The 16,421-nt window shown below is 70.9% G+C and carries 14 protein-coding genes, 1 tRNA gene and 2 pseudogenes; 13 read left to right on the forward strand and 4 right to left on the reverse strand.

Annotated features, from left to right (window positions below; genetic code table 11):
• Positions 1 to 218 precede the first annotated feature (218 nt).
• The 5 genes and pseudogenes from IF88_RS0127420 to IF88_RS0127440 all read left to right on the forward strand — a co-directional run bounded on the left by IF88_RS0127420 (position 219) and on the right by IF88_RS0127440 (position 3,821).
• A complete protein-coding gene (locus tag IF88_RS0127420) occupies positions 219 to 812 on the forward strand; it encodes a lytic polysaccharide monooxygenase auxiliary activity family 9 protein (protein WP_030718064.1) in 594 nt (197 codons plus the stop codon).
• A 26-nt stretch (positions 813 to 838) separates the two neighbouring features.
• Positions 839 to 2,512: an AMP-binding protein gene (locus IF88_RS0127425; protein ID WP_030718068.1), complete on the forward strand. Its 1,674-nt coding sequence runs from the start codon at positions 839 to 841 to the stop codon at positions 2,510 to 2,512.
• Positions 2,503 to 3,036: pseudogene (locus IF88_RS0127430) on the forward strand (sensor histidine kinase); the annotation flags it as partial. The gene IF88_RS0127425 and the pseudogene IF88_RS0127430, both read left to right, overlap by 10 nt.
• A pseudogene (locus IF88_RS40950) lies at positions 3,033 to 3,675 on the forward strand (response regulator). The pseudogenes IF88_RS0127430 and IF88_RS40950, both read left to right, overlap by 4 nt.
• A gap of 72 nt (positions 3,676 to 3,747) precedes the next feature.
• Positions 3,748 to 3,821 (forward strand) — tRNA-Lys (locus IF88_RS0127440).
• Positions 3,822 to 3,895: 74 nt separating this feature from the next.
• Here the strand turns inward: IF88_RS0127440 and IF88_RS0127445 are convergent.
• Complete coding sequence (locus tag IF88_RS0127445) at positions 3,896 to 4,654, reverse strand: IclR family transcriptional regulator (RefSeq protein WP_030718073.1); 759 nt, start codon at positions 4,652 to 4,654, stop codon at positions 3,896 to 3,898.
• A gap of 230 nt (positions 4,655 to 4,884) precedes the next feature.
• Here IF88_RS0127445 and IF88_RS0127450 point away from each other — a divergent pair, with 230 nt between their 5' ends.
• The 4 genes from IF88_RS0127450 to IF88_RS0127465 all read left to right on the forward strand — a co-directional run bounded on the left by IF88_RS0127450 (position 4,885) and on the right by IF88_RS0127465 (position 9,169).
• Positions 4,885 to 6,000 carry an LLM class flavin-dependent oxidoreductase gene (locus tag IF88_RS0127450; RefSeq protein WP_030718076.1) on the forward strand — a complete coding sequence of 372 codons (1,116 nt, stop codon included), beginning with the start codon at positions 4,885 to 4,887 and terminating at the stop codon, positions 5,998 to 6,000.
• 254 nt (positions 6,001 to 6,254) lie between these two features.
• Entirely contained in the window at positions 6,255 to 7,952 is a 1,698-nt protein-coding gene (locus tag IF88_RS0127455) for a glycosyl hydrolase family 18 protein (RefSeq protein WP_030718079.1), read from the forward strand.
• 172 nt (positions 7,953 to 8,124) lie between these two features.
• On the forward strand, positions 8,125 to 8,973 hold the full coding sequence (locus tag IF88_RS0127460) for a helix-turn-helix domain-containing protein (RefSeq protein WP_030718083.1): 849 nt from the start codon (positions 8,125 to 8,127) through the stop codon (positions 8,971 to 8,973).
• Positions 8,933 to 9,169: a DUF397 domain-containing protein gene (locus IF88_RS0127465; RefSeq protein WP_030718086.1), complete on the forward strand. Its 237-nt coding sequence runs from the start codon at positions 8,933 to 8,935 to the stop codon at positions 9,167 to 9,169. The genes IF88_RS0127460 and IF88_RS0127465 overlap by 41 nt, the downstream gene beginning before the upstream one ends.
• 3 nt (positions 9,170 to 9,172) lie before the next feature.
• Here the strand turns inward: IF88_RS0127465 and IF88_RS0127470 are convergent, their stop codons facing one another.
• Positions 9,173 to 10,159, reverse strand: a complete 987-nt coding sequence (locus IF88_RS0127470) for a helix-turn-helix domain-containing protein (protein ID WP_030718089.1) — start codon at positions 10,157 to 10,159, stop codon at positions 9,173 to 9,175.
• A 265-nt stretch (positions 10,160 to 10,424) separates the two neighbouring features.
• Between IF88_RS0127470 and IF88_RS42370 the strand changes: the two genes are divergently transcribed.
• From IF88_RS42370 to IF88_RS40960, 4 genes are all read left to right on the forward strand, one after another.
• Positions 10,425 to 10,616 (forward strand): hypothetical protein, encoded by a 192-nt coding sequence (locus IF88_RS42370; protein ID WP_051837647.1) that lies wholly within the window; start codon positions 10,425 to 10,427, stop codon positions 10,614 to 10,616.
• A 62-nt stretch (positions 10,617 to 10,678) separates the two neighbouring features.
• Positions 10,679 to 10,948, forward strand: coding sequence for a hypothetical protein (locus IF88_RS0127485; RefSeq protein WP_051837649.1), 270 nt, complete (start codon positions 10,679 to 10,681; stop codon positions 10,946 to 10,948).
• Positions 10,917 to 12,122: a peptidase S1 gene (locus IF88_RS0127490; RefSeq protein ID WP_030718095.1), complete on the forward strand. Its 1,206-nt coding sequence runs from the start codon at positions 10,917 to 10,919 to the stop codon at positions 12,120 to 12,122. Before IF88_RS0127485 ends, IF88_RS0127490 begins: the two co-directional genes overlap by 32 nt.
• Before the next feature lie 97 nt (positions 12,123 to 12,219).
• On the forward strand, positions 12,220 to 13,530 hold the full coding sequence (locus IF88_RS40960; protein ID WP_037807222.1) for a tachylectin-related carbohydrate-binding protein: 1,311 nt from the start codon (positions 12,220 to 12,222) through the stop codon (positions 13,528 to 13,530).
• Between the two features lie 71 nt (positions 13,531 to 13,601).
• On the opposite strand, the gene IF88_RS0127500 is transcribed toward IF88_RS40960, so the two are convergent.
• Both IF88_RS0127500 and IF88_RS0127505 read right to left on the reverse strand, forming a co-directional pair.
• Positions 13,602 to 14,309 (reverse strand): ALF repeat-containing protein, encoded by a 708-nt coding sequence (locus tag IF88_RS0127500; RefSeq protein WP_030718102.1) that lies wholly within the window; start codon positions 14,307 to 14,309, stop codon positions 13,602 to 13,604.
• A 118-nt stretch (positions 14,310 to 14,427) separates the two neighbouring features.
• The gene (locus tag IF88_RS0127505) at positions 14,428 to 16,386 is read right to left on the reverse strand and encodes an EAL domain-containing protein (protein ID WP_030718105.1); all 1,959 of its coding nucleotides are present in this window, start codon (positions 16,384 to 16,386) and stop codon (positions 14,428 to 14,430) included.
• Positions 16,387 to 16,421: the final 35 nt, after the last annotated feature.

Here is a 16,421-nt window from a genome sequence, read left to right on the forward strand (position 1 = left end):
CAGCACGACGAGCGGGACGAGCGGGACGAGAACGGGTGGCCGGAAGCAACCGGACCACCCGTTCTCCCATTGGTATGGACATGGCCAACTCTCGTCAATAATCTGGGACTTGGTCTAGACCTGAAATCCCCACACGTGCACACGCACACGCACACACACAAGCGCGCGCTCTCGTCGAACTCCCCCCACGTTCAAGGAGCATCATGCGTAACGTCCGCATGCCCGGACGGGCCGGCGTCGCCGCGCTCGGCCTCGGCCTCGTCGCCGGCATCACCCTCATCGGCGCCCCCAGCGCCAGCAGCCACGGCTACACCGACACCCCCATCAGCCGCCAGAAGCTCTGCGCCAACAAGACCGTCTCCGACTGCGGCGCGATCCAGTGGGAGCCGCAGAGCGTCGAGGGATTCAAGGGCTTCCCGGCCGCCGGCCCCGCCGACGGCAAGATATGTTCCGGCGGGCTCTCGCAGTTCGCCGAGCTCGACAACCCGCGCGGTGGCGCCTGGCCCACCACCAAGGTGACCAGCGGGCAGAGCTACGCCTTCCGGTGGCAGTTCACCGCCAACCACTCCACCACCGACTTCAAGTACTACGTCACCAAGAACGGCTGGACCGGCACCAAGGCCCTCACCCGCGCCGACCTCGAACCCCAGCCCTTCCTCACCGTCGCCTACAACGGTGCCCGCCCCGCCATGACCACCGTCCACCAGGGGGCGATGCCGAGCGGCAAGTCGGGCCGGCACCTGATCCTGGCCGTCTGGACCGTCAACGACACCCCGATGGCCTTCTACGCCTGCTCCGACGTTCAGTTCTGACGGAACGTCAGCTACCCTCCGGCGGCATGCGGACGACGACTGCACCCGAAACCGTCGCGGAGCTCATAGCGCGCCAATGGGGCGACCACCGGCCCGGGCTGAAACACGAGGGCGGTGTCCTCACCCACCACCGGACCGCCCAGCAGGCCGCCGCGCGCGCCGCGCTCCTCGTCGACCTCATGCCCCCGGGGGGCGAGCCGCACCTCGGGGTGCTGCTCGACAACACCCCCGAGTTCCCGTTCTGGCTCGGCGCGGCGGCCCTGGCCGGGGCCGCCGTCGCCGGGATCAACCCCACCCGGCGCGGCCCCGAGCTGGCGCGCGACATCCTGCACACCGACTGCCGGATCCTGATCACCGAGCGCGCCCACCTGCCGCTGCTGCGCGGGCTGGACCTGCCGGGCGTACGCGTCCTGGTCACCGGCACCGAGGAGTACGAGGCCCTGCTCGCGCCGTACGCCGCGGCCAAACCCGGCGAGGCGGCCCTGCGCACCCCCGCGCCCGACTCGCGCCTCCTCCTCTACTTCACCTCCGGCTCCACCGGCGCCCCCAAGGCCGCCCTCTGCACGCAGGGCCGGCTCGCGGCCGCCGGAGCCGCCCTGGCCCGCCGGTTCTCCGTCACCCCGGACGACGTCCACTACATCTGCATGCCGCTCTTCCACGGCAACGCCGTCATCGCCGACTGGCTCCCCGCGCTCGTCGGCGGGGCCGCGGTGGCGCTGCGCCGACGCTTCTCGGCCTCGGCGTTCCTGGACGACGTACGGGCGTACGGGGCCACCTACTTCACCTACGTCGGGCGGGCGATCCAGTACCTCCTGGCCACCGAGCCCCGCCCCGACGACCGCACGCACAGCCTGCGGCTCGGCTTCGGCACCGAGGCCGGGGCGGTGGACGCGGCCCGCTTCGCCGAGCGGTTCGGGGTCCGGCTGGTGGAGGGCTACGGAGCCACCGAGGGCGGCGCCTCCGTCCAGAGCACCCCCGACACCCCGCCGGGCGCGCTGGGCCGGGCGGGCGCGGGGGACGACCTGGCGGTGATCGACCCGGAGACGGGGGCGGAATGCCCGGCCGCGGTGCTGGACGGGGACGGCCGCCTGCTCAACGGCTCCGCGGCCATCGGCGAACTCGTCAACCGGGGCCGCAGCCTGTTCGAGGGCTACTGGCGCAACCCGGCCGCGGAGGCCGACCGCACCCGGGACGGCTGGTACTGGACGGGAGACCTCTTCTTCCGCGACGCGGCCGGCTTCCTCTACTTCGCGGGCCGCACGGACGACCGGCTGCGGGTCGACAGCGAGAACCTCGCCGCGGCGGTGATCGAGAACATCCTGGCCCGCTGGGCCGACGCGGCGGCGGTCGCGGTCTACGCCGTCCCGGACGAGGTGGCGGGGGACCAGGTCATGGCCGCGATCACCCTCCGGGAGGGCGCGGTGTTCTCCCCGGCCTCCTTCGAGGCCTTCCTTTCTGCGCAGCCGGACCTGGGCACGAAGATGTCCCCGCGCTACGTCCGCATCCTCCCGGCCATGCCGGTCACGGCCACGAACAAGATCCACAGAGTCTCCCTCCGCCGGGCCGCCTTCCGCTGCACCGACCCGGTCTGGCACCGCCGCTCCCCTGCGGGGGGCTACGCCCTGCTGACCGAGGCCGGTGTGGCCGCCCTCCTCGCGACGTACGAGTCCCACGGCCGAGCGGACCTCCTGCACCGCTAGCCGCCCCACCACTGCCGGGGGCCGGCCCCCAGCCCCCCGCGCCTCAAACGCCGGCCCGCCGCAAGGTGCTCGGCGAACTGCGCGAGCTGATCCACGGCATCCACCCCCAGGTGTTCACCGACTACGGCCTGACCGGCGCGCTCGCCGATGTCGCCGAGCGTTCCGCCGTCCCCGTCGACACCGACCTGGCCGCCGGCCTGCGCCGGCTGCCCGAGTCCGTCGAGGCCGCCGCCTACTTCGGTGTCTGCGAGGCCCTCGCCAACATCGGCAAGCACAGCGGCGCCGCCCGCGCCGCCGTCACCGCCCGGCACACCGGCGCCGCGCTGCTGATCGACGTACGGGACGACGGTCGCGGCGGAGCGGATCCGGCGGCCGGATCCGGGCGGACCGGACTGGCGGACCGGATCGCGGTCCTCGATGGCACGCTGACGATCACCAGCCCGCCCGGCGGGCCGACCGTCCTGAGCCTGGAGATCCCGTGCCCGGTGAGCACCCCCACGCGCAGCCCCGCGAGCAGGCCCTGAGGATCGTCCTCGCCGAGGATGGGGTCCTGCTCCGCGAGGGCCTCGTCGGTCTGCTGACGCGTTTCGGTCACGAGGTGGCGGCCGCCGTCGGGGACGCGGAGGAGCTGCGTACCGCGGTCGCCGACCACGACCCGGACATCGTCGTCACCGACGTACGGATGCCCCCCGGCCACACCCGATGACGGACTGCGCGCCGCCGTGGAGCTGCGGACGGCCCGGCCCGGTCTGCCCGTGCTGGTGCTCAGCCAGTAGGTGCAGCGCTCGTACGCCGCCGACCTGCTGGACTCCGGCGACGGCAGTGGCGTCGGCTACCTCCTCAAGGACCGGGTCGGGCAGGTGCAGCAGTTCCTCGACGCGGTGGTCACGGTGGCCGGCGGCGGCACGGTGGTGGACCCGGAGGTCGTGCGCCAGCTCCTGCGCCGGCGGCGTGATCCCCTCGCCGCGCTGACCCCGCGCGAGCGGGAGGTGCTGGGCCTGGTCGCGGAGGGGAAGTCCAACGGGGCCATCGCCCGCGCGCTGGTGGTCTCCGAGGCGGCCGTCGGCAAACACATCGGGAACATCCTGGGAAAGCTCGACCTGCCGCCCGCCGAGGAGACGCACCGCCGGGTCCTGGCGGTCCTCGCGTACCTCCGCGGCTAGGGCCCCTCGCCGGGACCTTCCCATTGGTTTTGAGCACCCCTGAGGACCAGGTAGTATTTTCTCTGTCAGCAGGCGCCGCTAGCTCAGTTGGTTAGAGCAGCTGACTCTTAATCAGCGGGTCCGGGGTTCGAGTCCCTGGCGGCGCACCTGTCCTTCGGGCGGTTTCCGGTTCACCGGGAACCGCCCGAAGTGTTTTCCGGCCCGCCGACTGCCCGCGCCGTCAGAGCGTGAGCGACAGCAGCAGCGGCGCGGCCTTCCGGTTCAGGGTGTCCGCCGCGGCGCGCAGCCGGTGCGCGTGCTCGACCGGCATCGACAGGGCCAGGCAGCCCACCGAGGCCCCGGCCGTGATCGGGACCGCCGCGCAGACCGTGCCCACGGCGTACTCCTGCAGGTCCAGCATCGGCACGGTCGCCGGCTGGGCGTCCAGCTTGGAGAAGAGGATCCGCTCGTTCACGATCGTCTTCGACGTGAGCCGGGCGATCTTGTGCCGGGACAGGTGGTCGCGCCGCCCGTTCAGGTCCAGCTGGGTGAGCAGGCACTTTCCGACGGCGCTGGCGTGCGCGGCGGAGCGGAAGTCGACCCACTCGTGCACCTTCGGGGTGCGGGGACTGTCCGCGAACTGCGTGATCCTGACCTCGCCGTCCACGTACCGGCTGATGTAGACGGCCGCGCCGACCGAGTCGCGCAGCCGGTCCAGGGTCTCTTGCAGCTTGTCCGTCAGCGCCTGCTGCCGGTCGATGCCCGAGCCGAGCAGGACGAGGGAGTCCCCTATGGCGTAGGCGCCGTCGGACACCTGCAGGACATAACCCTCCCGACGCAGCATGAGCAGCATCGGAGCGAGATGGACGGCGGGCAGGCCGGTCTCACGCGCGATCTGCACGTCGGTCACACCACCGGTGTGCCGTGCGATCGTTTCGAGTACGCGTAGTGCGTACTGCACCGAGTGGAACGGCGCGGTCGGCTCGGGCTTCAGCGCCACGGTTTCCCCCTAGCAGGTTGTTACCGCTTGCCCTACCACGATAGCCATCAAGAGGCCCATGTGGAGCGCCTGTTGAGGAGATTGATGGCTCAATCATATCTGTCTGCCTGGATCTACTCCATTGGCATATGCCATGGTCATGCGCGCTGTCCCCGGTGCGCCGGGAATGCCCGGCCGCCGCTCACGGTTCGAATTCTTCGTACGGACGACACGGCGAAACGGGAGCGACGATGAGTGACACCGGTGGCGCACATGGACAGCATGGCAGGAACGGCGGCATCCGGGGTGCCGCGCAGGGCCGGGCGACCGTACCGCTTTCGGTCCTGGACCTCGTCACCGTCGGCGCCGGCAGCACCGCCCACGACTCCCTGCGCACCAGCGTGGCCATCGCCCGGCTCGCCGAGTCCCGCGGCTACCACCGCCACTGGGTGGCCGAACACCACTCCATGCCCGGCGTCGCCAGCTCCTCGCCGGCCGTGATCCTGGCCCACCTCGCCGCGCACACCTCCCGCATACGGCTCGGATCGGGCGGGGTCATGCTGCCCAACCACGCCCCGCTCGCCATCGCCGAACAGTTCGGCACCCTGGAGGCGCTCGCCCCGGGCCGGATCGACCTCGGGCTCGGCCGGGCCCCGGGCACCGACGGACGCACGGCCGCCGCGCTGCGCGGGGCCGGGCGCCTCGACGAGTCCGCGGACGACTTCCCCCGGCAGCTCATGGAGCTCACCCGGTTCCTCGACGACGACTTCCCGGACGGACACCCGTACGCCCGCGTGCACGCCGTACCGGGCCCGGTCCAGGGCCCCGCCGGGCGGCCGCCGCTGTGGCTGCTCGGCTCCTCCGGCTTCAGCGCCCGGCTCGCCGGCGAGCTCGGCCTCCCCTTCGCCTACGCCCACCACTTCTCGGCGGCGGGCACCCTGCCCGCCCTCGACCTCTACCGGCAGAGCTTCCGCCCCTCGGCCGTGCTGGACGCCCCGTACGCCGTCATCGGGGTCTCGGCGCTCGCCGCCGACACCGGCGCGGAGGCCCGCGCCCAGGTGCTCACCGGCGCGCTGTCGATGCTGCGGCTGCGCACCGGGCGGCCCGGGCTGGTCCCGACGCCGCAGGAGGCGGCGGCGTACCCCTTCTCCCCGGCGGAGCGGGAGTTCGTCGACGGCTGGCTCGCGAACATCGTCCACGGCACCCCCGACGAGGTCCGCACCGGACTGGACGACCTCGCCAAGCGGACGGGTGCGGACGAGCTGATGCTGACCGCCAACGCCCACAGCGGGGCGGCCCGCCTGCGTTCGTACGAGCTCGTCGCAGATGCGTACGGCATGCCCGTGCAGGCACCGGCGGCCGACTGACCGTACGCGAACGGGGTTTGGCTGGTTTGTTGACGAAACCTTGCGGGGGGATGTCTGAAGGCAGCCTTAAACCGCTCGTCACCCGGGGTGGCGAGCGGTTTCTGCTGTGCGCTCAGGTCTCTGACTTGGGGAGATGGCGCGGGAGTGGTCTAGTCCTTCTTTGGTCCGAACCATTGACGCCGGGTCGGAGTGATCGCTATCACTTCTCTCACCTGAACTTCTTGCTCTCTCCTCCCACCCCCACGGAGCGGTTCATGCACATCCGTAAACCCCTCATCGCAGCCGCCGCCACGGCCGCGCTGGCAGCCGGAGCGCTTGCCTCCTTCGCGGGACTCGGCACGGCCCAGGCCGCCGACGCCGGAACCACCGCCGCGGCGGGCGGTGTCCGCATCGCCTACTACGACCAGTGGAGCGTGTACGGGAACGCCTTCTACCCCAAGCACCTCGACACCCGCGGCATAGCGGGCAAGCTGGACGTCATCAACTACTCGTTCGGCAACATCCACCCCACCGACCTCACCTGTTTCGAGGCGAACAAGGCGGCGGGCGACGACAACAACCCCAACGCCGGTGACGGCGCGGGTGACTCGTACGCCGACTACCAGAAGTCCTTCAGCGCCGCGGACAGCGTCAGCGGGGTCGCCGACAAGTGGGACCAGCCGATCGTCGGCGTCTTCAACCAGTTCAAGCAGCTGAAGGCCAAGTACCCCCACCTGAAGATCAACATCTCGATCGGCGGCTGGACCTACTCGAAGTACTTCAGCGACGCGGCGAAGACCGACGCCTCCCGCAAGAAGCTCGTGTCCTCCTGCATCGACCAGTACATCAAGGGCAACCTGCCGGTCGAGGGCGGCTACGGCGGCCAGGGCGTCGCGGCCGGCATCTTCGACGGCATCGACATCGACTGGGAGTACCCGGGCTCCTCCGGCGGCCACCTCGGCAACCACTACGCCCCCGAGGACAAGCAGAACTTCACGCTCCTGCTCAAGGAGTTCCGCACCCAGCTCGACGCCTACGGCGCGGCCAACGGCGGCAAGAAGTACCTGCTGACCTCGGCCCTCCCGGCCGGCCAGGACAAGATCAAGTACATCGAGACCGACAAGATCGGCCAGTACTTGGACTACGCCAACATCATGACGTACGACATGCACGGAGCCTGGGACGGCGACGGGCCGACGTACCACCAGTCCCCGCTGTACTCCGGGGCCAACGACCCGACCGACCCGATCGCGCCGGGCACCCAGAAGTACAGCATCGACAACGCCATCGACTCCTGGATCGACGGCAACCCGGCCTACGGCATCACCGGCGGCTTCCCCGCCAACAAGCTGACCCTGGGCTACGAGTTCTACTACCGCGGCTGGAAGGGCGTCCCCGCCGGGACCGCGGGCGGCCTCGCGCAGTCCGCCACCGGCGCCTCGGCCGCCCGGCCCACCAGCCAGCAGGCCGGCATCGCCAACTACAAGGAGCTCGGCGGCCTCGTCGACAACCCGGCGACCACCTTCTGGGACGACCAGGCCAAGGCCTCGTACTTCTACAAGGACGGCGAGTTCTTCACCGGCCTGAACCAGAAGTCCATCCAGGCCCGGGTCGACTACGGCAAGCAGCGCGGCCTGGCAGGAGCGATGATGTACTCCCTGCTCGGCCTGGACAACAACACCACGCTGCTGAACCAGATCTCGGACGCGCTGGGCGGCACCACGGTCCCGCCGACCACCCCGCCGACCACGCCTCCGACGACTCCGCCCACGACGCCTCCGACCACGCCTCCGACGACCCCGCCGACCACGGGCTGCGGCTCGACCCCGGCGTACGTCGCGGGCACCATTTACACCGCCGGCAACGAGGTCTCCCACAACGGCCGCAAGTACAAGGCCCAGTGGTGGACGCAGAACGAGACGCCGGGCACCACCGGTGAATGGGGTGTCTGGAAGGACCTCGGCGCCTGCTGATCTCCCCCCACCCCGCGCCGAGCGACACCCCGCCCTGTCCCCTCTCCGGGGGCGGGGCGGAGGTGTGTGACATGGTTGCGGGATTCGCGCCATCTCTGCGTGCAGGTGTCGTTACGCTCGGCCACAAGCCGAATCCGGCTCCGACCCGCGTTTGCATGGGGGTGACCGTCCCATGGTCCTGGCCCGCGACCTCGACCCCAGCGCCTCGCCGCTGGACTACTACGGCTACGAGCTGCGCCGCCTCAGGGAAGGGGCCGGGCTGAAACAGGCCCAGTTGGGCGACATCATCTTCTGCACCGGCTCCCTGATCGGGCAGGTGGAGACCACGAAGCGGGTGCCGACCCGCGACTTCTCGGAACGGGTGGATGCTGCGCTCGGCACGGACGGGCACTTCTCCCGACTGGTGGGACTGGTTCTGCGGAGCGTGCTGCCGACGTGGTTCCAGCCGTACGCGGAGATGGAGGCCCGGGCCACGTACATCTCCACGTTCCAGTCGCAGGTGGTCTACGGACTCCTCCAGACGGAGGCCTATGCGAAGGCCTTGCTGAGCGTGGAGTATTCGGGGCGGGTTGACGAGATCGTGGCGGCCCGTCTGGAGCGTCAGCGCATACTGGCCCGCGAGACCCCGCCGGTCCTGCTGGTGGTGCTGGACGAAGCGCTGCTGCATCGCAAGGTCGGTGGCCGCGACGTCATGCGGGAACAACTGGCCCACCTACTGACCTTTTGCGAGCGGCCGTGGGTCCAGATCCAGGTGATGCCCTTCTCGGCTGGCGAACACACAGGGATGACAGGATCGTTCACCCTTCTCCGGTTCGACAACGACCCCGATCTCTTCTACACGGAGAGCTATGACTCGGGCCATATGACGGCCAATCCTCCCGTGATCCGGGAGCGTTCCCTCGGCTACGCTCGGCTGCAGGCCGACGCACTCTCGCCGGAGGAGTCGGCCCTTCTGATCGCACGCGTAATGGAGGAACGCTATGGGGACCAGTGTGGACCTGAGGAGCGTGCAGTGGCGTAAGTCGACCTACAGCAGCACCAATGGCGGCGAGTGCGTCGAGTGCGCCCCCCTCGGCGGAGCCGCCTGGCGCAAGGCCTCGTACGGCGGAACCACCGGAGGAGACGGCCAGGTCGCGGTGAGGGACTCCAAGAACCCCGGCGGGCCGGTCTTCACGGTCACGGCAGAGGCGTTCGGCGTCTTCGTGCGGAGTCTCTGACCGTCAGAGCCAGCCCTGCTGGGCGGCTTTGAGGCCGGCTTCGAAGCGGCTCGTCGCGTGGAGGCGTTCCATGAGGGCGGCCATCTGGCGCCTGACGGTGCGCAGGGACACCCCGAGGCGCTTGGCGGCGGCCTCGTCGGTCATGCCCGAGGCCAGGAGCTTCAGCAGTTCGAGTTCGGTCGTGGTGGGCCGGGTGTCGCTGGGGCGGGGGCGGTCCGCGCCGAGCGGTACGGCCGAGTTCCACGTCTGCTCGAACAGGGTGGTCAGCGAGGCCACGATGCCGGGCGCGCTGGTGCACAGGGCGCCCAGGCGGGAGTGGTCCGGGTCGATCGGGACGACCGCCACCGCGCGGTCGAATATGAGCAGGCGCGGCGGCAGGAGCGGACTCGTCCGCACCTGGCCGCCCTGCTCGGTCAGCCACCGCGCGTAGGCCAGCGTCGTCGGATCGTTGCGGGCGCTGTCCTGGTAGACCGAGCGCATCTCGATGCCGCGGTCCAGCGCGCGCCGGTCCAGCGGCCGGGAGGCCTCCAGGCTCGCTTCGGACAGTGCGCCGCCCGGCAGGATCGCCAGGCACTCCCGGGTCAGTCCGTGGGCGAGCTGTTCCAGACGGCCCTGGATGGCGTCCATCCCCACGAGCCGTTCCGCGCCGTCGACCTCGGTGTTCGGGCTGAGTTCGGCGAACTCGGAGACCACCTGCGCAGCGGCTGCCTTGCTGCGGGCCAGCTCCTGCTGCTGCCGGGCCAGTTCCTCTTCCTGGCGGCGCAGCAGCAGCTCCAGGCCCAGTTCGGGTCTCACCGCGCGCAGGCCGCCCGTGCAGTCCCGCGACGGTCTGAGCAGGTCGAGGTCGACGAGCCGGTCCAAGCCCTCGCGGACCTGGGTCTCCGTGAGGCCGAGGCGGGCGCTGAGCTCGGCGATGCCTCCCGAAGGGTCGGCCAGCATGCCCCGGTACACGGCTTCCACGTCGGCTCCGAGCCCCAGCGTTTGCAGCATCTCCCAGCCCCCCGGCAGTAGTTGGGCGGCCCCCGCCGCGCGCCGCCTCGGTGATCGTAGGCGAAGTCTGTCACCAAGGTGCCAGGCCTGTTGGTGACAGCCGAAACCTCTTCTTCGCGGGTCCTGGCGGCAGCAACATTGTGTTCACCGGGACGGCGGGGACGAAAGTCACCGACTCAGGCCAGAGCCGCAAGGACGATCCGGATCAGCGCGCAGCACACCGCACCGAACGCATCGCTTCCGAGCCTGTGACCTGGGGGAAACCATGTCCCGCACCGCCCGCACCGCCCGCTTCGCCGCTGTCGCCGCCGTCCTCACCGCCCTGTGCGCCGGCGCGGTCACCACCGCCTCGGTGACCGCCGCCGCCGAGACCCACCGGGTCAGCGCCTCCGCCGACGGCAGCATCAACTGGGACACGGCGCCGGCGTCGGTCGAGGACAGCATCAACTGGGACTAGCCGGGATGCGTGTCGTCCGAGCCTCACTCTCAGGGCCTCGTGCCGATCCGGACCAGGAGTGCGTGCTCGCGCTCGTCTCCGATCTGATCTGGGCCCACACGCCCGCCGCCCACGGCCTCGAACACCTGCGGACCAAAGCCGCAGCCGACGGCGTGGACGTCTACCTCTTCCTGCGGGCCGCCTCCGAAGCCGCGGCCCTCACCCAGGCCCACGCGATCCTCGACGGCGCCCGCGCCCCGCTGCGGGCGCACGGCTACCGCCCCACCGAGCCGCGCCGCGAACGTTCCTCAGGAGAACGCAGTGACCACCACCCTCCGCCAGGCTGCCCGTAAGAGCGCGGTAGCCGTCCTCTCCACCGCCCTCGGCGCCGGACTGCTCACCGCCGCGGCCGTCGCCGCCGCCCCGGCCGCCGAGGCCGCGACCACGTGCAGCGGGACCGCCTCGATCTACGGCGTCCTTCCCGACGGCCGCCTCACCTTCAGCACCATCACCCCGGCCACCGGTGCGCTGAAGAAGGTGCGGGTCGGAGCGGACCTGGGGTTCGAGCCCAAGGCGATGGCCACCCTCAACTTCAACACGGTGCTGGTGACCTCGACGACGGGCGCGCTCTACCGCCTCGACGTCCTCACCAACAACGAGTCCCTCGTCCTGGAACGCCCGCCCGTCAAGATCTTCGACAGCGGCTGGACCCACGACAAGCTCACCTACGACGGACACGGCCACCTGTACGGCACGGCGGGCGGGGTCCTGCTCCAGTACCTGGTCTCACAGCCCAAGCCGACCGGCTCGGCGCACATCGGCCAGCGCGCGGAGATCGGCAGCGGCTTCGTCCTGAAGACCCTCACGGCCGCCGGAGACGACCGTCTGCTCGCCACCACGTCGGCCGGCGCGCTCTACTCCTACAAGATCAACAGCGATGGCACCTGGGACCGGGACGACCTCAAGACCTCCGGCTGGTCCGGGTTCGACCAGGTCGTATCGCCCGGCGGCGGTCTCTACTACGGCCGGATCGAAACCACCGGTGCCATGTACTGGTACAAGGACGCCAACCCGGCCGACGGCAGCGGCGGCGACATCGCGTATCACAACGACACCCCCGTCAACACCGGCGGCTGGACGCAGCAGCTGCTCTCCGCCCAGCCGGAGACGTTCGCCTGCACCACCACCGCGGACCCGCTCGACGGCCACGACATACCCGCCGTGAAGGCGGCCGGCCGCGACCTGATGAACAAGCACGACGGCGGCGCCTGGAACAGCACCGCCCAGTGGAACTGCCTGGAGCAGCTCTGGGACAGGGAGAGCGGCTGGCGCTACTGGGCCGACAACCCGAACTCCACGGCCTACGGCATCCCCCAGGCCCTGCCCGGTTCGAAGATGGACGCCTTCGGTGACGACTGGCGCACCAACCCGGTCACCCAGATCAAGTGGGGCCTGTCCTACATCGACGGCCAGTACGGCACGCCCTGCGGCGCCTGGACCCACTTCCTGAACAACAACTGGTACTGAGCGGCGCCCGAGTCACGCCCGCTCTCCCCTTCTCCCTCCCCTCACCTCCCCGGCCCGACGCGCGTACGTCAGGGCTGCCCAGAATCCGGAGACACCCATGTCCTCGTCGTCCCTCAAGCGCCGTCTCGCCGCCACCCTGGCCGTCTCTGCCACCACCCTCGGCATGGTCACGCTCACCTCGGCGCCCGCCCAGGCCGCCGCCATCTGCGGCGGCAACGTGTCGGTCTACGGCACCCTCCCCGACGGACGCCTCACCTACACGGCGATAGCCCCCAACACCGGCGACCGCGTCAAGACCCTGATCGGCGCGGACCTGGGCTTCACGCCCAAGGCGATGGCCACCCTCAACTTCAACACCGTCCTGGTGACCTCGACGGCCGGCGAGCTGTACCGCGTCGACATCCAGACCAACGACAGCGCCCTGGCGCTGGCCGGTGTCACCAAGATCTGGGACAGCGGCTGGACCTTCGACAAGCTGACCTACGACGGCGCCGGTCACCTCTACGGCACGGTCGGCGGCGAGCTCCACCGCTACAACGTCTCCCAGGCCAAGCCCAGCGGGCCCGCCCACATCGCCAAGCACGCCGTGATCGACACGGGCTTCGTCCTGAAGACGCTCGCCGCCGCCGGCGACGACGTCCTCATCGCCAGCACCGCCGACGGCCGCCTGCTCTCGTACCAGATCAACGGCGTCGGGGACTGGGAGAGTTCGGTGCTCAAGAGCTCCGGCTGGTCGGCGGTCGACAACCTCGTCTCGCCCGGCGGCGGCCTCTACTACGGCCGTACGAACGGCGGGATGTACTGGTACCACGACGCCGACCCCACCGACGGCAAGGGCGACGACATCGCCTACCACCCCGCCGACCCGGTCGACGAGAGCGGCTGGACCCAGAGCCTGCTCTCCGCCTTCGCCAACGACTGCACCTACCAGCCGCCGGCGCCCCCCACCCCCACGCCCTCCACCAAGGGCGGGCAGATCGCCCGCAGCGAGATCATGAGCCGCGCCGCGAACTGGCTGAGCCGTGACATCCCCTACAACCAGGGCGCGTACGCCCCCGACCCGGACGGCGACCACACCTACCGCACCGACTGCTCCGGCTTCGTCTCCATGGTCTGGCACGCCGCCAGCAGCTACACGACCTACAGCCTGCCGAGCGTCGCCGCCACCATCTCCAAGTCCGACCTTCAGCCCGGCGACGCGCTGAACACCCAGGACGGGCACGTGGTGCTCTTCGAGAAGTGGGTCGACAAGGCCGCCGGCAAGTTCTCGTACATCCACGAGGCCAACACCAACGACGACATGATGCGCGGTCAGGACTACCTCAACGGAGGCAGCGACGGACGAATCGCGGGCCACGCCGCCTCCGGCTACGTCGCCCTGCGCTACGACAACGTCGTCAACGGATAGCCCCCACGCGAACGAAGGCCGGACCGCCCCCGTCGGGCGGTCCGGCCTTCGCTCGTGGGTCCGGCCGGCGGTCAGACCTGGGACTGGCCGACCGTGAGGAAGTACCGCAGCTCCTCGGGGGTGCCGTTCAGCGCCTTCTCGGCCGCCGCGCGCAGCGCGTCGCTGATGCCGGGGCGGGCCAGGATCCGCACGACGTCCACGCGGTCGTCCTCTGCCTGGGCCAGGCGCAGGCCGGTCTTCAGGAAGGCGGTCCGGTCGGCCGGGGTGCCGTCCAGGGCCTTGTTGGCCTCGCGCTTCACGGCTTTGCCGGTGGCCGGATTGGCGTGGAGGACCTTGAGGATGGCGACCATGTTGTCCTCGTCCTGTGCCTTGGCGAGGCCGGTGGCGAGGAAGGCGACACGGTCGGCCGGGGTGCCGTCGATGGCCTTGTTGGCCTCGCGCTTCACGCCTTTGCCGGTGGACGGGTCGCCGAGGATCCTGAAGATCGCGACCAGGTTGTCCTCGTCCTGGGCCTTCGCGAGACCCGTGGTCAGGAAGGCCACGCGGTCGGCCGGGGTGCCGCTGAGAGCCTTGTCGGCCTCCCGCTTGACCGCCTTGCCACTGGCCGGGTCGGCCAGGATCTTGGCGATGGCGACGGCGTTCTCCGTGTCCGAGTCCACCGACGCGGACGCGGACGCCGGCACGGCGGCGGGCGTGGCGGCGAAGGACGGGGTGGAGAGCAGCAGGGCGGGCGCCAGGGCGCCCGCGGCCAGCACGAGTGCGGCGCGGGTCAGTTTCATCGTTCCCCCTCGATCGAATGACTGTCCGTTCTCGACAGCAGGAAGATCATCACAAGGGGGCGTACGACGGACAACTGCCCACCGGGCTAGGCCGTTCGGTTCCACACTCCGACGAATTTCACAGTCCGGGGCCGGGCGGTTGCGGGGCGGGCCCGTCGGGCTGCGCGGCGGCCGCCTCCGAGACGGCCGCGGAGGCGGCGGAGGCCTCGGAGGCCGCGGTCTGGCGCCCGATCATGCCGGCGATCACGTCCGGGGCCACCGCGCGCGAGAACAGCCAGCCCTGCCCGGTGTCGCAGCCGACGCCGCGCAGCCGGGCCGCCTGCCCGGCGGTCTCCACGCACTCCGCGGTCACGGTCAGGCCCAGCCGGTGGGCGAGCTGGACCAGGGCCTCGACGATGGTCTCGTCGGCCGGGTTCGGGTGCGTGCCCTCCTCGTAGCGGAAGCCCCGTACGAAGGAGCCGTCCAGCTTCAGCACCGAGACCGGCAGCCGGCTGAGGTAGGCGAGGTTCGAGTACCCGGTGCCGAAGTCGTCGATCGCGATCCGCACGCCCATGTCGCTGAGCGCCTGGAGCGCCTGCAACGGCCGGCCCGCCGAGCCCATGACGGCCGACTCGGTCAGCTCCAGCTGGAGCAGCTGCGGCGCCAGGCCCGTCTCGGCCAGGATCTCCGCGACGTCGCCGACCAGGTCGGAGTCCCACACCTGGCGCACGGCCACGTTGACCGACACGAAGACCGGTGCGTCGCTGGGCTGCTCGATCTGCCAGCGCCGGGCCTGCCGGCAGGCGGTCCGCAGGACCCACTGTCCCAACTGGACGATGGATCCGTCCTCTTCCGCGATTCCGATGAACCGATTCGGCGTGAGCGTGCCGAACTGCGGATGGTTCCAGCGCACCAGGGCTTCCACCCCGCGCACCACTCCGCTCTCCAGGTCGACCAGCGGCTGGTACTCCAGCTCGAACTCCCCGCGCTCCACCGCCGGCCGCAGCGTCGAGGAGAGCGCCTGCCGGGTCATGCGGTGCGCGTTGCGCTCCGGGTCGAAGAGGGTCCAGCGGGCCTTGCCGTCGGCCTTGGCCCAGTACAGGGTCGTGTCGGCGGCCTGCATCAGCCCGGTCGCCGAGGTGCCGGCCGTGGTCCGCTCCACCACCCCGATCGACGCGGAGACCGACAGCCGCTGCCCTGCCAGGTCGAACGGCTCCTGCACGGCGGCCAGTACGCTCCGCGCCAGGTCCGCGAGCTGTTCGGTGCCGGTGGAGTCCTCGACCAGCAGGGCGAACTCGTCGCCACCGAGCCGTGCGACCAGGTGCCCGCCGGTACGCCCGTACCCCGACTGGTCGGCGCACTGGGTCAGCCGGGCCGCGACGGCGGTCAGCAGCCGGTCGCCGACGCGGTGGCCGAGGGTGTCGTTGACGGCCTTGAACCCGTCGAGGTCCAGGTAGCACAGCCCGATCCGGCCGGTGCCCCCGTGCTCGTACGAGGAGGCCTCCAGGGCGGCGGAGAGCCGCTCGAAGAACAGCGCCCGGTTGGGCAGCCGCGTGACCGGGTCGTGCATCTGCAGGTGCCGGAGCCGGGCCTGGAGGTCGCGGCGGTCGCTGATGTCGGAGACGGACAGCAGGACGTCCCCGGTCCCGGGTACGGGCCCCAGGGTGACCTCCGTCCACAGCGAGTGCCCGTCGGGGTGCTTGAGGCGGCGGGTGCAGCGCAGCCGGGCCTGCCGGCCGCGGAGCACCTCCTGGTACGCGGCCCAGGTGCGGGCCTCCGCGGCCAGGTCCACCAGGTCGGCGGCGCACTGGTGGACGAGGGCCTGCGGCTCGCTGCCCAGCAGCCCGGCGAAGGCCTCGTTGGCGGCGACCACGTAGCCGTCGCGGTCCACGACCGCCATGGCGAGGTGGGCCGCGTTGAAGGCGGCCCGGTAATCGCGCCGCTCCGACTCGCCGGCGCGCGACGGCGCCGCCGACGCTGCCGGCACTGCCAAGTGACGCTCCGTAATGGCCGATCGGATGCTATCGGCCGCCGAACCGGTTCCCTCTGAGGTTCCGCTCACCGTTGGCTCCCGCAGTGTTCGTGAGTGTCCGTGCAGGAAAGTGTGCCGATCATAGAGGCTGCCGGGAGGCC

It is taken from the genome of Streptomyces sp. NRRL F-2580, assembly GCF_000720115.1.
Taxonomy (GTDB): Bacteria; Actinomycetota; Actinomycetes; order Streptomycetales; family Streptomycetaceae; genus Streptomyces.